17 protein-coding genes are annotated in these 14,914 nt (G+C 63.2%); 11 read left to right on the top strand and 6 right to left on the bottom strand.

Features of this window, described 5'->3' with window-relative positions:
• Positions 1-142 precede the first annotated feature (142 nt).
• Positions 143-502, top strand: coding sequence for a nuclear transport factor 2 family protein (locus MB818_RS13440; RefSeq protein WP_234177935.1), 360 nt, complete (start codon positions 143-145; stop codon positions 500-502).
• 21 nt (positions 503-523) lie between these two features.
• Here MB818_RS13440 and MB818_RS13435 read toward each other — a convergent pair whose 3' ends face one another.
• Positions 524-1,330: an isocitrate lyase/PEP mutase family protein gene (locus MB818_RS13435; RefSeq protein WP_238905402.1), complete on the bottom strand. Its 807-nt coding sequence runs from the start codon at positions 1,328-1,330 to the stop codon at positions 524-526.
• 90 nt (positions 1,331-1,420) lie between these two features.
• Entirely contained in the window at positions 1,421-2,002 is a 582-nt protein-coding gene (betI, locus tag MB818_RS13430; protein WP_238905401.1) for a choline-binding transcriptional repressor BetI, read from the bottom strand.
• Positions 2,003-2,167: 165 nt separating this feature from the next.
• Here betI and MB818_RS13425 point away from each other — a divergent pair, with 165 nt between their 5' ends.
• The 3 genes from MB818_RS13425 (at position 2,168) to MB818_RS13415 (ending at position 5,465) form a co-directional block, all read left to right on the top strand.
• Entirely contained in the window at positions 2,168-3,370 is a 1,203-nt protein-coding gene (locus MB818_RS13425; protein WP_439653289.1) for a BCCT family transporter, read from the top strand.
• A 75-nt stretch (positions 3,371-3,445) separates the two neighbouring features.
• Complete coding sequence (gene betA, locus MB818_RS13420; protein ID WP_238905399.1) at positions 3,446-5,104, top strand: choline dehydrogenase; 1,659 nt, start codon at positions 3,446-3,448, stop codon at positions 5,102-5,104.
• Positions 5,105-5,225: 121 nt separating this feature from the next.
• Positions 5,226-5,465: an HP1242/YdcH family protein gene (locus tag MB818_RS13415; protein WP_234137578.1), complete on the top strand. Its 240-nt coding sequence runs from the start codon at positions 5,226-5,228 to the stop codon at positions 5,463-5,465.
• Between the two features lie 72 nt (positions 5,466-5,537).
• On the opposite strand, the gene MB818_RS13410 is transcribed toward MB818_RS13415, so the two are convergent.
• Together MB818_RS13410 and MB818_RS13405 are read right to left on the bottom strand one after the other, a co-directional pair.
• Complete coding sequence (locus MB818_RS13410; RefSeq protein WP_238905396.1) at positions 5,538-6,935, bottom strand: helix-turn-helix domain-containing protein; 1,398 nt, start codon at positions 6,933-6,935, stop codon at positions 5,538-5,540.
• 66 nt (positions 6,936-7,001) lie between these two features.
• Positions 7,002-7,289, bottom strand: a complete 288-nt coding sequence (locus tag MB818_RS13405; protein ID WP_234137580.1) for a YciI family protein — start codon at positions 7,287-7,289, stop codon at positions 7,002-7,004.
• 96 nt (positions 7,290-7,385) lie between these two features.
• Between MB818_RS13405 and MB818_RS13400 the strand changes: the two genes are divergently transcribed.
• Positions 7,386-8,288: a LysR family transcriptional regulator gene (locus tag MB818_RS13400; RefSeq protein ID WP_234137581.1), complete on the top strand. Its 903-nt coding sequence runs from the start codon at positions 7,386-7,388 to the stop codon at positions 8,286-8,288.
• On the opposite strand, the gene MB818_RS13395 is transcribed toward MB818_RS13400, so the two are convergent.
• Positions 8,232-9,437 (bottom strand): multidrug effflux MFS transporter, encoded by a 1,206-nt coding sequence (locus MB818_RS13395; protein ID WP_234137582.1) that lies wholly within the window; start codon positions 9,435-9,437, stop codon positions 8,232-8,234. The two genes, MB818_RS13400 and MB818_RS13395, sit on opposite strands and share 57 nt — an antisense overlap.
• Positions 9,438-9,619: 182 nt before the next feature.
• Between MB818_RS13395 and MB818_RS13390 the strand changes: the two genes are divergently transcribed.
• The 6 genes from MB818_RS13390 (at position 9,620) to MB818_RS13365 (ending at position 13,303) form a co-directional block, all read left to right on the top strand.
• Positions 9,620-11,152, top strand: coding sequence for an acyl-CoA carboxylase subunit beta (locus MB818_RS13390; RefSeq protein WP_234137583.1), 1,533 nt, complete (start codon positions 9,620-9,622; stop codon positions 11,150-11,152).
• A 10-nt stretch (positions 11,153-11,162) separates the two neighbouring features.
• Positions 11,163-11,651 (top strand): GFA family protein, encoded by a 489-nt coding sequence (locus MB818_RS13385; RefSeq protein ID WP_234163446.1) that lies wholly within the window; start codon positions 11,163-11,165, stop codon positions 11,649-11,651.
• Positions 11,648-12,046: a cupin domain-containing protein gene (locus tag MB818_RS13380; protein WP_234163447.1), complete on the top strand. Its 399-nt coding sequence runs from the start codon at positions 11,648-11,650 to the stop codon at positions 12,044-12,046. Before MB818_RS13385 ends, MB818_RS13380 begins: the two co-directional genes overlap by 4 nt.
• Positions 12,047-12,117: 71 nt before the next feature.
• Entirely contained in the window at positions 12,118-12,522 is a 405-nt protein-coding gene (locus MB818_RS13375) for a DUF6497 family protein (RefSeq protein ID WP_234167087.1), read from the top strand.
• Positions 12,523-12,736: 214 nt separating this feature from the next.
• Positions 12,737-12,874, top strand: coding sequence for a hypothetical protein (locus MB818_RS13370; protein ID WP_234137587.1), 138 nt, complete (start codon positions 12,737-12,739; stop codon positions 12,872-12,874).
• Positions 12,875-12,943: 69 nt separating this feature from the next.
• Complete coding sequence (locus tag MB818_RS13365; protein ID WP_234137588.1) at positions 12,944-13,303, top strand: hypothetical protein; 360 nt, start codon at positions 12,944-12,946, stop codon at positions 13,301-13,303.
• 80 nt (positions 13,304-13,383) lie between these two features.
• Here MB818_RS13365 and MB818_RS13360 read toward each other — a convergent pair whose 3' ends face one another.
• Positions 13,384-14,484, bottom strand: coding sequence for a DcaP family trimeric outer membrane transporter (locus tag MB818_RS13360; protein ID WP_234163448.1), 1,101 nt, complete (start codon positions 14,482-14,484; stop codon positions 13,384-13,386).
• Positions 14,485-14,914: the final 430 nt, after the last annotated feature.

The following is a 14,914-nucleotide window of genomic DNA, read 5'->3' as shown; positions in this document are numbered from 1 at the left end:
ATGGTACTCTGGCAGCGACGGGGATGATCGTGGCCCCCATTTTCCACGCCGTGCCAGGCGGTTTTCCAGCGCTCAAGCCGTTCGCTTCGCACATGCAAATCAGGTTGTGATCGGGTAAACTCCTGTTCCAAAAGGGGGGATCATGACCACATCAGAACACATCGCCGCGCTGACCGCGCTTGTCGAAACCTACGTGATGGCGATGACCCGGGGCGACCGGCCCACGCTGGAGCGGATCTTCTTCGACCGGGCCAGCGAGGTGGGCCATTACGAAGGGGAGCTGCTCTGGAATTCTCGCGACGCGTTCATCGCCATGTGCGAGGACGCGGCCGATGCTGAAACCGATCCGTTCTGGGCGATCAATTCTGTTTCGGTGCAGGGGGACATCGCGCAGGTCCATGTCGAAAACGATTGGGCCGGCATGCGCTTTGACGATTTCCTTACGCTGCTTTTGCACGAGGGCAGTTGGCGCATCGTGTCGAAGGTCTATCGTATCCGCTGAATGCCGGCCGCTCCGGCGGTCTTACCGGTTCAGCAAAGCTTCGACTTCGACCACGCTCGCCGCACCCTTCAGCACGGTGAAATCGCCGCGTTCCAGCATGGCGCGGGTGCCGCCCAGCAGGATCTGTTGCGTCACCCGGGCCAAACCGCCACCGATCGAGATCCGGGAAACCCCCAGCGCGCCCATCTGCTCGGCGGTCAGATCCCGCATTTCCCCCGCCGCCAGCAGGTTGACCGGCGTTCCGGTATCGGCCAGCGCCCGGGTGGTATCTGCATCGACAAGCGGGGCATAGATCACGTCCGCGCCCGCCTGGGCAAAAGCGATGCAGCGGCGCAGGGCCTCGGCCTGATCATAGCTCTGCATCAGCCAGCCATCGGCGCGCGCCGTCAGAACGATATCCACCTCGCGGGCGGTGGCTACCGCCGCCTCGATCCGGGCCAGGGCCAGATCGAAGGAATAAGACCCCTTGGACGGCATCATGGTATCCTCGATCGAAACCCCGGCCAAACCCGCCTCCGCCGCCAGGCGCACCGTCTCGGCCACGGTGTCGGGGCTGTCGCCGAACCCGTTCTCGAAATCGCCGTTCACCGGCACATCGACAGCGGCGCAGATATCGGCCGCGTGCCGCAGCGCGATCTCGCGCGTGATCTGCCCGCCATCCGCCAGACCCAGGGTAAACCCATGTCCGGACGAGGTCGTCGCCAGCGCCCGCGCGCCCAGACCGGCCATGACCTTGGCCGACCCGATATCCCACGGGTTCGGCATCACCAGAGGATCACCCGGAACGTGCAGGTCCCGAAAACGCTTGGTCAATTCATCGCGGCGCATGATGGCACTCCTCATTGATCTGGCGGCACGATGAGCATATCGGCCTCGGGCGCGAAAGGAACGGCAATCCTGAGATGACGCGCGCGCCTGTCACCGCCGGTCCAGTAACAACTCCGTCAGGGCCCGCGCATCGGCCCGAGCCGATGCCGCATCAGGGACCGTGTCGCCCTGCGCCGCTTCGATCCAGATGCCGTCCATATAGGCCTGTATCGTCGTCTGCACCCTGTTCAGACCCTGTTCCGGCACCAGTTGCCGCAGTTCCCGGCGGATGTTGCTTGCCACCCGCGCCCGGTTGATCCGGTGCAGTCGCGACAGGCTGCTGGTATAGGGCGCGTTGGCCCAGAACTGCACCCAGACCGAACATTGCGCCGGCGTGAACAGCGTGTCGTCGAAATTCGCCTCGACAATCGCAAGCAGCCTATCGCGCGGTGTTTTTGCTTCGGCCAGCCGGGACAGCAATGCCGTGTGCAGGATCGACAGCAGGCGGCGCATGGTCTCTTCCATCAGCCGGTCCTTGGACCCGAAGTAATAGTTGATCGACGCCGCCGATGCCCCGGCCTCGCCCGCGATCTCGGCCATGGTGACCGAGCCGAATCCCCTGTGATGCAACGACCGGATCGCGGCGGCGACCAGCTCGTCATTGCGGATGTCCCGAATGCGTTTGCGTCTCATGCGGTCATATTGGCCAATCGGTCAAACTGTTCAAGTTTAAAGGATTATCGAAAAACTTGTATGGTGATACAAGTTTTGGTTCTTTTGATCAGGTTGTTGTGCTAGTTTCCCGCATCATTCGACCCGGCCCCGAGGAGAGGGCGGGCGTGAACCCAGGGAGGAATAATGATCCTGAATTCGATCTTGAGCTTTGGGCTGCTGCTGACCCTTGGTCTGGTGGCCTTTTGCGTCATCAAATGGCGCGATGTGGACTGTATCGGCCCGACGCCGGTGCATCTGTTCACCTTTATCGCGATCCTGTTCACGTCCGGTCTGGATGTCGGACTGATCATGTTCCCGCTGGCCGAATTCGGCGGCTATGCCGAGGATCCGGCCTATGCCTTTGCCAATCCGCTCGCGATCGAGTTCGGGTTCTGGGGCTTCCTGATCTGGGCCTTCTACTTCCTGACCGCCTTCTATTTCTGCGTGATCGAGCCGCGCGTCGGATTTTTCGAGATCCCGCTGGTGAAGCTGGTCAACAACATCGTCATCATCGGCACCTGCGCCTTTACCGCCAGCCTGTTCCTGATCTATCTGCCCGGCTACATGCCCGAGATCGGCGATGGCGAGACGGTGGTGCCCGCCTTCTATGTCATCGTGTTCCTGACCATTCTGGCGGCGGCCTATTCCTCGACCGATCTGAAATATGTGCGCGTGCTCTCGGTCGGTTCGACCTTTCTGTTCCTGGCGCTGATCCTAGGCATGTGGGCCAGCGCGGGCATGGGGCTGGGCGGTATCGGCCAGAACCTTGGCCTGCTCGGCGCCTATTTCGGCAACCTGCAGGAATTCGTGTTGCCGCTGACCGATTACCACGCCTTCTACCTGTTCTGGTGGTTCGCCTGGTCGATCATGATCGGCCAGTTCACCTCGCGCTTTGTCGGCGGGCTGAAGACCTGGCAATTGCTGATCGCGCTTCTGGTATTCCCCTCGATCCCCTTGGCGATCTGGTTCTCGGTTCTCTATTTCTATCACGAGAACGGGATCAGCACCGCCGGGCTGACCAATGTCGCGATGATCGTGGTGGGCATCACCTTTGTCATCAACTCGCTCGACTCGCTGATCCGGCTTTATACCGACAACCTGTCGATCACAGTCGAGCGTCTGGGGCGTCCGCTGTACATCGCGGGCAATGTCGGCGTGCTGTTCGCGCTGACCCTGCTGTTCCAGAGCCAGTGGCTCCAGATCCAGTGGGTCGGCTCGATCGTGATCGGCCTGTACCTGGCCTGTGTCCTGTTCATTGCGCTGCGTCACCGCAGAACGGTGATGGCGATCAGGACATCCCCCGAGGACCGTGCGCTCGATTTCCACAAGGTTGAAAGCGTGCACTGACACAACCGGACCCGGCCCTTGTGGGCCGGGTTCCTTTCGCGCCACCGGCGCAGAGACAAACAGAGAGTAAGACGGATGGAAGCGGATTTTGTCATCGTGGGCGCCGGCAGCGCGGGCTGCGCCATGGCCTACAGGTTCAGCGGGGCGGGGGCCTCGGTGCTGGTGATCGAACATGGCGGCACCGATGCGGGGCCGTTCATCCAGATGCCGGCGGCGCTCAGCTATCCGATGAACATGTCGCGCTATGACTGGGGTTACCTGTCCGAGCCCGAGCCGCATCTGAACAACCGCCGCCTGGTCTGCCCGCGCGGCAAGGTGATCGGCGGGTCGTCCTCGATCAACGGCATGGTCTATGTGCGCGGCCATGCGATGGATTTCGACACCTGGGCCGAGATGGGCGCCGATGGCTGGGCCTATGCCGATGTGCTGCCCTATTACAAGCGGATGGAGACCTGGCACGATGGCGGCCATGGCGGCGATGCCGCCTGGCGCGGTACCGACGGGCCGCTGCATGTCACCCGCGGCCCGCGTACCAACCCGCTGTTCAAGGCCTTTGTCGAGGCCGGGCGGCAGGCCGGTTACGAGGTCACCGGGGACTATAACGGTGAAAAGCAGGAGGGCTTTGGCCCGATGGAGCAGACCGTCTGGAAAGGGCGGCGCTGGTCAGCGGCCAATGCCTATCTGAAACCGGCGCTCAAGCGCGAGAATTGCGACGTGGTGCGCGGCCTGGCTGCCCGCGTGGTGATGGACGCGGGCCGCGCCACCGGGGTCGAGATCATCCGGGGCGGCAAGGCCGAGGTGATCCGCGCCCGTCGCGAGGTGATCATCGCGGCCTCGTCGATCAACTCGCCGAAACTGCTGATGCTGTCGGGCATCGGCCCTGCGGCGCACCTCGCTGAACATGGTATCGCGGTCGTGGCCGACCGCCCCGGCGTGGGGGCCAACTTGCAGGACCATCTGGAGCTTTACATCCAGCAGGCCGCGATCCAGCCGGTGACGCTCTACAAATACTGGAACCTGTTGGGCAAGGCGGCGATCGGCGCGCAATGGCTCTTTACCAAGACCGGGCTGGGTGCCTCGAACCAGTTCGAAAGCGCGGCCTTTATCCGTTCGCAACCCGGCGTGCCCTATCCGGATATCCAGTATCATTTCCTGCCCATCGCCGTGCGCTATGACGGTCAGGCCGCGGCCGAGGGCCATGGCTTCCAGGCCCATGTGGGGCCGATGCGCTCGCCCTCGCGCGGGGCGGTCACCCTGCGCTCGGACCGGCCCGAGGACGCGCCGGTGATCCGCTTCAACTACATGAGCCATGAAAAGGACTGGGCCGATTTCCGCACCTGTATCCGGCTGACGCGCGAGATCTTTGGTCAGGACGCGTTCAAACCCTATGCCGGCAAAGAGATCCAGCCGGGTGCGGCGGTGCAGAGCGACGACGAACTCAATGCCTTTATCGCCGAACATGCCGAAAGCGCCTATCACCCCTGCGGCACCTGCCGCATGGGCCGGGCGGATGATCCGAACGCCGTGGTCGACGGGCAGGGCCGGGTGATTGGGGTCGAGGGGCTGCGCGTGGCCGACAGCTCGATTTTCCCGCAAATCACCAATGGCAATCTCAACGCGCCTTCGATCATGGTGGGCGAGAAGATGTCGGACCATATCCTGGGCCGCGACCCGCTGCCGCGCGCCAATGACATCCCCTGGATCAATCCACGTTGGGAGGCCTCGCAACGGTGAGGCAGGGGCAGAGATTTTTCGTCGAAAAATCTCGCCTGCCGCACCCGATTTGATCCCTGTCAATGTCGGCCTTGTGGAGGGCGTCTAGCCTCTGGGCTGACATTGAAAAAGGAGCGAACGGATGTCCCATACCCCGCATGAACTGGCCGAGGAATTTCCCGAAAAGGTCGATCTGATGAGCCAGCTCAAGCAGACGGATGCGCATTTTTCCAAACTGGCGGACGAGTATCACGAGATCAACCGGGCTGTGCACCGGGCCGAAACCAACGTGGAACCCATGGAGGAACTGGCCGAGGTCGAGCTGCGCAAGAAGCGCGCGGCGCTGAAGGATGAGATCTGGGGCATCCTGTCCAAGGCCTGAGCAGAAGAGGCGGGGGCGCTGCCCCCGTCGCCTGTCGGCGCCTCCCCCGGAGTATTTCCGGCGAAATGAAGATCAGTTGACCTCGTAGGGCAGGGTGCCGCGATGGTCGCTGTCGATGGTCAGGCGCCGCTCGAGCGGCGGGACCGAGCGCTGGTGGCAGGTCTTGCGCTCGCAGATGCGGCAGGAAATGCCGATCGGCTCATAGGCGCTGGCGTTGCTGACATCGAGATTATCGGCATAGACCAGTTGATCGGCATGGCGCACCTCGCAGCCGAGCCCGATCGCATAGCGTCGCACTGGTGCCCCGAAGGAGCCGCCGGTCTTGGACACGTCACGCGCCAGCGAGATATAGCGCACGCCATCGGGCGTTTCCGCCAGTTGTCGCAAGAAATGGCCGGGGGTTTCGAACGCGCGATGCACGTTCCAGAGCGGGCAGGCGCCGCCGAAGCGTGCGAATTGCAGCCGCGTGGCCGAGTGGCGCTTGGTGATGGTGCCGGCCTGATCGACCCGGACAAAGAAGAAGGGGATGCCCTTGGCGCCCGGCCGTTGCAGGGTAGAGAGACGGTGCGCCACCTGCTCGATCGAGGCGCCGAAGCGGGTGCTGAGCCGTTCCAGATCATGACGGGTCTGTTGGGCAGCCTCCAGAAAGGTGCCATAGGGCATCAGCGCCGCACCGGCGAAGTAATTGGCCAACCCGATCTTTGCAATGGCGCGTGCCTCGTCACTGTGGAAACGGGCGAAATCGAGCGTTGCCTCGAGCAGCGAGTTCTGGCTTAGCAGCGCCACCTGCAAGAGCAGTTGAAACACCTGGGTCTGTGGCGCGCTGCGGGTGGACAGGCGCAGCAGGCGCGTCGCAGGGTCGTATTGGCGCAACGCCTCGATATCGGCCAGCTCGACCGTGATGCCGCGATCGGCCAGTGCCGCCAGCGCCGCGCCGCGCACCCCGTCGGCCTGGGCCCGGGCCGCGAACCGCTCTGCCGCGTGATCGACCGCGTCGATATAGTTGTCGCAATAATGGAAGAAGTCGCGCACCTCCTCCCAGGGGCTGGCCTGAATGCGCGCATCCTCGCGCCCCAGTGCCTCGTCCAGCGAGGCCAGTCGCTCATGTGTCTGCCGGTAGGTGCGGTGCAGCTCGATAAAGGCGCGCGCCAGCGCGGGTGCGTTCGACGCGGTCAGGCGCAGATCGGCGAGCGGCGGCATCGCGTCGGCGAAAATCGGGTCAGCCAGCGCCTCGCGCATGTCGCTGACCAGCCGCTCGCTGTCGCCGGTGCTGAGCTCGGTCACGTCCAGCCCAAATTCCTGCGCCAGTGCCAGCACCACCGAGGTCGACACCGGGCGGTTGTTGTTTTCCATCTGGTTCAGATAGGGCAGCGACACGCCCAGCTTGGCGGCAAAATCCTTTTGCGTCAGCGACAGGCGGTTGCGGATCTCGCGCAGCTTGGCGCCGGCATAGAGTTTCTGGGTGGCCATAGGATGCCGACTCTTTGCAAATTTACCTTGATGCAAGGTTACGTTTGCAAAGCGCGCGCGGCAAGCTCAGACCGGCTGGCCGTTGCGAAAGACTTGCCGCCATTCCAGAATGTCCACGCTCTGGCGCAAGCCCGTGGGCCAGAACGGGTCTTTCTCGACCAGGGTTTGGACATCGGCGCGGGTCGCGGCCTCGATCAACCACATGCCGCCGCGTCCCTGGGGCCCGTCGAACAGCGGTCCGGCGCCAAGAATGGCTGCCCCGTGAGAGGCAAGAAACGCAAGGTGTTCGGCCATGTGTCTTTGGCGCAGATGTTCCTTGCCGGGACTATCCTGAAACGTGACACGGTAGAGCATGATCTGTCCTTTCGGTGCTAAGGTGAACAGGATGACATGCTGCAAATCCGCTGCGCAGAGTGGAAATTTGCAGTTAGGAGATGCAAGGTTGCAGTCATGAACTGGGATGACATGCGGTTTCTGCTGGCGGTTGCGCAAGCGGGCAGCCTCAAAGGGGCGGCCCGCTCACTTGGCGTGGACAAGACCACCGTGTCGCGGCGCCTGCGTGCGCTCGAGAAGGCGTTGGGGCGCCAGGTGGTCGAGGTGGGCGGGCAGGGCTTGGGTCTTACCGAATTCGGGCGCCGACTGTACCGCCATGCCGAGGTCATGCAGGGCGAAATGCAGGAGGTCGACACCCTGACCGGGGCCAATAGCGATGGTGGACTCGGAACGGTGCGCCTGACCGCGGTGCCCATGGTGATCAACCATATCCTTGTGCCTGCGATGGGCGATCTGCGCGCGGCGGCTCCGGGACTGCGGCTGGAACTGATTGCCGAGGCCCGCGATCTGAGTCTGTTGCGCGGCGAGGCCGATATCGCCCTGCGCCTGGCGCGCCCGACAGAGGGCGGACAGGGCGTGTTGGCGCGCAAGCTGGGAGATCTGGACTATGCTGCCTTTGCTGCGCGCGATGCCGCAAGGGATCTGCCCTGGATCGGCTATGAAACACGTATGCAATACCTGCCTCAGGCGGCGGCCCTCACACGGGCGGCAGAGATCGAAGGTGTGGCCCAGGTCTCGGTCAATGATGCCGAAACCCTGTTCCGGCTTGTCTGCTCCGGCCACGGGAAAACGCTCTTGCCTCGGATCATTGGCGGCGCCGAGCCGCGCCTGGTCGAGTTGCCGTTTCGGCATGGAGCGCTGCCCAGGCGCGAACTCTGGTTGATGCTGCGTCGCGAACTGCGTGACCTGAAGCGCGTTCGCCTGGTCGCGGATTGGGTCGAAGGCGTTCTGTCCGCGCGAATGTCACAGGCCCAGCCGGCGTGCTCTCCAGATCACGGCGAGGATGGCGACAACCCCTAGCAGGGCGGTGCCCAGCATCAGCCAGAGCAGCGGCAGCGCGCCGGATTCGGGTGTCAGCAGGGCGCCGGCCCAGGCGCTCAGCGCGGCGCCGCCGCCCAGCATGATGGCGCCGTTCAGCCCCGAGGCGCTGCCTGCCAGATGCGGGCGCACCGACAGAGCGCCGGCGGTGGCGTTGGGGATCGACATGCCGTTGCCCAGCCCGACCAGCGTCATCAGTCCAAAAAAGCTGTATTCAGACCCATATCCGGAGAGCATGGTTGCCAGCGACAGGGTTATGCCAAGCGCGTTCATCAGGCAGCCCCACAATACCATCCTGTCGACGCCGAACCTTACCGAATAAGCGCCACTGACAAAGTTGCCGGCAAAGTACCCCAGCGCAGGGGCCCCGAAGAAAAGACCCATGCGCGCGGGCTCCATCCCGAAAACTTCGGTGCTGACAAAGGGTGCACCGCCCAGATAGGCAAAGAAGGCCCCCGAGGACAGGCCGCAGGCCAGCGAATAGCCCCAGAACCGGGGAGAGGTCAGCAGGGCGGGATACTCGCGGAACTGCTGGATCAGGGTCTTGCCGCTTTTCAGCGCGGTTTCCCCGAAATCGACATAGGTGAGAATGAGCGCCGCCACCCCCAGCACGAACAGGATCCAGAAATTGGCCTGCCAGCCGAAATACTGGTCCAGCACGCCGCCCAGCGCGGGGCCGATCATTGGCACCACCGCCATGCCCATGGTGACCCAGCCCAGCATCGAGGCGGCCTTGTCCTGTTCGTACATGTCGCGCACCGCTGCGCGACTGAGCACGATGGCCACCGCGATCACCGCCTGGCACATGCGGAAGAAGAGAAAAATCTCGACCGTGGGCGCATAGATGCAGCCGAGCGTGACGATCAGGAACAGGACCAGCCCCCACAGGATGACCGGGCGCCGCCCGGCCTTGTCCGCCAGCGGTCCGATCACCACTTGCATTGCCGCGTTCACCGCGAGGTAGAGCGCGACCGAAAGCTGCATCAGCCGGTAATCGGTCTGGAAATACTCGGTCATGTTGGGAAGGCTGGGCAGAAAGATGTTCATGCCCAGGGCGGAAAGGCCCGACAACAGGATCAGAGTGGCAAGCGCAGGTGGGCTGCGCTGCAAGGAGGCGGGCGGGGTCTGCATGGTTTCGATCTAGGCGCGCTCTGCGGGCAAGTCCATCTTTGGCCGTGGGTTAAGGTGTTAATTAGCAACTTTGCGTTTTGCTTTGGTAGAGTTGCCAATGATTTGCAAATTTGCCGAATTCCCCTTTGGCGCTTGCGGCATTGTCTTTATGGTCCGTTCAAATTTCAAAGGGGACAATCGCCATGAAAGACATCCTTTCCGAGCTGGAAACCCGCCGCGAGGCCGCGCGGCTGGGGGGCGGGCAAAAGCGGATCGACGCCCAGCATGCCCGGGGCAAGCTGACAGCGCGCGAGCGGATCGAGCTGTTGCTGGATGAGGACAGTTTCGAAGAATTCGACATGTTCGTCAGCCATCGCTGCACCGATTTCGGGATGGAAAAACAAAAGCCTGCGGGTGATGGCGTGGTCACCGGCTGGGGCACGATCAATGGCCGCATGGTCTATGTGTTCAGCCAGGATTTCACCGTCTTCGGCGGCTCGCTGTCGGAAACCCATGCCCAGAAGATCTGCAAGATCATGGATATGGCGGTGCAGAACGGCGCCCCGGTGATCGGTATCAACGATTCGGGCGGCGCGCGCATCCAGGAGGGCGTCGCCAGCCTTGCGGGCTATGCCGAGGTGTTCCAGCGCAACATCATGGCGAGCGGAGTGGTGCCCCAGATCAGCGTGATCATGGGCCCCTGCGCCGGTGGCGCGGTCTATTCGCCCGCGATGACCGACTTCATCTTCATGGTCAAGGACACGTCCTATATGTTCGTGACCGGTCCCGACGTGGTGAAAACCGTCACCAACGAGGTGGTGACAGCCGAGGAACTCGGCGGGGCCTCGACCCATACCCGCAAGTCCTCGGTCGCCGACGGCGCCTTTGAAAACGATGTCGAGGCGCTGGCCGAGGTCCGCCGCCTGGTCGATTTCCTGCCGCTCAACAACCGTGAAAAGCCGCCCGTGCGCCCGTTCTTTGACGAGCCGGGCCGGATCGAGGCCAGTCTCGACACGCTGGTCCCGGAAAACGCCAACACCCCCTATGACATGAAGGAGCTGATCAACAAGATCGCGGACGAGGGCGATTTCTATGAAATCCAGGAGGATTTCGCCAAGAACATCATCACCGGTTTCATCCGGCTCGAAGGGCAGACCGTGGGCGTCGTGGCCAACCAGCCAATGATCCTGGCGGGCTGTCTGGACATCGACAGCAGCCGCAAGGCGGCGCGCTTCGTGCGCTTCTGCGACTGTTTCGAAATCCCGATCCTGACGCTGGTCGACGTGCCGGGCTTCCTGCCGGGCACCAGCCAGGAATATGGCGGCGTCATCAAGCACGGCGCCAAGCTGCTGTTCGCCTATGGCGAGGCCACGGTGCCAAAGGTCACCGTGATCACCCGCAAGGCCTATGGCGGCGCCTATGACGTGATGGCCTCCAAGCACTTGCGCGGCGATTTCAACTATGCCTGGCCCACCGCCGAGATCGCGGTGATGGGCGCCAAGGGCGCGACCGAGATCATCCACCGCGCCGATCTGGGCGATGCGGACAAGATCGCGGCCCATACCAAGGATTACGAGGACCGGTTCGCGAATCCCTTTGTCGCCGCCGAACGCGGCTTCATCGACGAGGTGATCCAGCCGCGCAGCACCCGCAAACGCGTCAGCCGCGCCTTTGCCTCGCTGCGGGGCAAGTCGCTCAAGAACCCGTGGAAGAAGCACGACAACATTCCGCTCTAGGAGGTCAATGATGGGCCAGACCCACGCCGGTGGATGCCTGTGCGGCGCGCTTCGCTACGAAGTGAGCGAACCGCCCCTGCGTCTGACATGGTGCACCTGTCGCTTCTGTCAGAAGATGACAGGGACACCGATGAATGCGCTTGCCGGGTTTTCCGGTGGCGCGTTCCGGCTGGTGTCGGGCTCCCCGCGGACCTACACCCATGTCTCCGAGGGCAGCGGCAAGGAGATCCACCTGAAATCCTGCCCGACCTGTGCCACCACCGTGTTTGTGGAGTTGGAACGGTTCCCCGGTTTCACGGGAGTCATGGCGGGTACCCTGGACGACCCGGACTGGTTCGACAGGACGCCGGAAAACGCCAAGTACATCTTCACCGACTGCGCGCAGAAGGGGACGGTGGTACAGGCCGGGTTCCCGGTCTACCGGCAACACGCAACCGATCTTGAAGGCGCACCGCAGGATCCGGCGGTCTACAACCATCATCACCTGGTAAGCTCATGACACAGCTTTGGAAAAATCAGGCCTTTACCATCAGCCATGCCGACAGTTCCCCTTTTGTCGGGCAGGGGCTGCGGGCCTTTTTCGAATATCGTGATCTGGGCATCAAGGATGCGACCAAGGGCCGGTTCGGCGCCCATGTGATCCGTGCGGTGCCGGGCATGGAAAGCCCGGGCGCCTGGCACAGCCACGATCTCGATTTCCAGATGGTCTATGTCACCAAGGGCTGGGTCGTCTTCGAATACGAAGGGCAGGGCGAGCATATGTTGCGCGCCGGGTCCTGCGTGTTGCAGCCGCCCGGCATCAAGCACCGCGAATGCCGTCACTCCGACGACATGGAACTGATCGAGATCATCTCGCCCGCCTCCTTCGAGACACGGGACGAGACCGCCCCATGACCCTGCGCGCCCGACATGGAACAGCGCCCGCCACGTGCGATGCGCAAGCAACCCCGGCGAGAGGAGCCCGCTTGCGGGGCCGGGGTTGCCTCTATGTCCTGGCGCTAATGGCGGCGTTTGCCGCGCCTTTGCGAGCGCAGGCGCTGTTGCCGGTGCCCTCGGGTCAGCCTGTGGAACTGGCCGATGTGCTGCTCGACAATAATCCGGGCGAGTTATGGATCCGCTTCCGCTTCATCGCGCCCAAGATCGGCGATCAGGCGGGGCAGATCCCCTATGACGTGGTGGCCATCGACATGGAGCATCTGTGCACCATCCTGGCGGTGCCATATGTGGAGAGCCGCCAGATCACACCGGCGCGCGTGATCATCTCGATGTCGGACCGCCCGGTGGCCTTCGGCACCTCGCAACCCGGCGCCACACAATTTTTTGAGGCCTACCGCCTCCGCGACTCTCGCTGTATCTGGGAGGAGTTTTGACGATGCTACAACATGTTGCGGGTCAATCTTCACATCAGCGGAGTTTTGCGACTTTGGAGTCACAGGCCATGAACTTGCCCCATCTCGGATGTATTTCCGAACCGAGATCCACTATGCTCGCGCACGGTCGCCAACGCGCGTCCAACCCTGAAAGGGTGAGGCAGGCAGAAGCTGTTGCTTCTGTAAGTTTCGATTGTGTCAGTAGGAGAAACAGATGTCGAAATGCATCAAATTCGTTGCAATGGTTGCCTTTGTCGGCGCCGTTGCTGCTTGTGACAACTCGCCGAAGGAAGAATACGTCATCGTCGAGCCCATCTCGACCGAACCGGTCTTCACCGGCAAGTACAAGTAAAGACCGCGCGGGATCGGCCCTGCGGCCGGTCCCGCGTTTCGCCGCGCTCTCTGGCCGGGAGGGCGTGTCATGCTGAAACATCGCGGTTTCCCCAGCCGCATGCCCGGCTCTGATTTCCAGTTCACCATTCGCCGCGCCAACCCCAAGGGCGTCACGCCACTGGTCCGGCGCGAGCGCTATCGCGACCGCAAGGCGGTCGATCGCCGTGCCGATGCGCTGTTCATGCAGGCCCTGTGGGAGCAGTTCGGCGACGAACCGTTCGAGCGCGGCAATCTGGATGCCGGGCGCCTGAGCTGGCTGTTCGGTCGCGAGGTGGTGGCAGCAGAGGATCCGTTCGATCCGGCCAGCTACGAGGCGCTTCTGGTCATTGATGTGGCGGTGGCGCGGGCCTCGTTCCCGGATGCGTTCGACGGGGACGATTGGGAATGATCCATCCGGCGGCGCATATGGCCCGTTCGGGGAATACCGGACACGCCCTGACCGAGGGAGGACAGGGCGTGCCGCGGCTCTCAGAAGTTCAGCTGTACCGCAAGCTGAACCCGGTCGCCTTCGAAGCTGGCGCCGGTCGAGGTGGTGCGTTCGCCAAAGATGTATTCACCGCTCAGCGTCAGGTTGTCGGTGGCTTTGTAGAACGCGTTGACATGGATGGTCTCAAGCTCGGTGAAATCGAGCGTACCGGTCGAGGTGGGCAGGTCGTATTCCTCGCTGCCATAGGCGATGCCGAAGTTCCACTTTTCGCCGACATCCTGCCGGAATTCGACGGTAAAGCCATCGACATCGTTGGCCACGCCGCCAACCGCCGAGGCACCGCCGCCGATCAGCAGCGGGCCCAGCGCCTCGCCGGTGACGAAGGTTGCCTGGAACAGGCCGCCATGCCAGGGGCGCAGCGCGCCGGACACGGTGACGCCGGTCTGGTCGACCTCGGTACCGCCGGAAATGACGGTGCCGACCAGGCCCGCGATCCGGGCCGAGAACAGATCGTCATTGTATTCCAGCGCGGCGGTGACGACCGGATCGTCCGAGCGGGCGCTGTTTTCCTCGATCGAGGCGCTGAACAGCGCCTTGCCGAAGGCATGGCTGTAGCGCACCTGCGGCACCCGGGCAAAGGTCACGCCGACCGGGCCGTTGAACTCGACGCTGGTCGGGTAATGGCCGATGGGCATGAAGTTGGTCCAGGTCTGACCGATCAGCCAGTGATCGCCGATGCGGATATTTGCATGGCGCAGGCGCAGTTCCGACCGGCCGCCCGAGGCGAACAGGTCGAACTCCAGCTGCCCGCCCAGAGTGCCGATATCGGTCTCGGTGCTGGTGCGGATGCCCAGGCGCGACTGGCGCACGGTGGCGCCAAAGGTCCCGTCGGTGGCATTCGCGGGTTCGCCGATATTGTTCACAAAGGCGGTGTCGCCCTGCACAAAGTCGAAATCGTAAAAGAAATCGGCCTTGGCATAGCCGTAAATGTCGATCGCGGTGCGACCGACATGCAGGTCGCCGCGTGCACCGGCGGCACGGCCGGCCTCCAGCGCTTCGACACGGGCGCGCAGCGCGTCCAGTTCGGCCTGGCTGCCGGCATCGCCGGCCATCGCCGCTCCGGCGCCCCCCAGGGCCGTCATCAGCGTCAGCGCCGATATTGCGTCAAGTCTCCTCACCATTTCTACCCATCTCCTCGTATATGTGGCGAGGCTTTGGGTTCCACGCGGCCCCGGTGCGATCAAATGACAAGCGGGCGATTGGCCGTGAGCGGAAATTGCCGCGATGGTGATCGTTCGGGAGTTGAGTTTTTGCCTGTCGCACACGGTATCTCGCCGGTACAGGGTCTGGCGCGCACGAACGCGTGCAGCTCGCGTGAAAGCAGTCGTCGCGCCTGTGGGTTGGGTCGGGATCGCCTGGCCTTGCGTAACGGTTATGTGACAGAGGACGTGCCCGCAGCGGAGAAGCACCCTGTCGGCGTTTTCCCGCCAGAGTTGCTCCGCGTCCGGCAGAATCCGGCTCAAATCCGGCGTCCCGCGAACCGGGGCTTGGCGGCTTGCCACGGATACGGCA

The sequence above is a fragment of the Ruegeria alba genome (genome assembly GCF_022321465.1).
GTDB lineage: Bacteria > Pseudomonadota > Alphaproteobacteria > Rhodobacterales > Rhodobacteraceae > Ruegeria_B > Ruegeria_B alba.
Note: the sequence above shows the minus strand (reverse complement) of the source record. Positions and strands in the feature narration are given on the sequence as shown.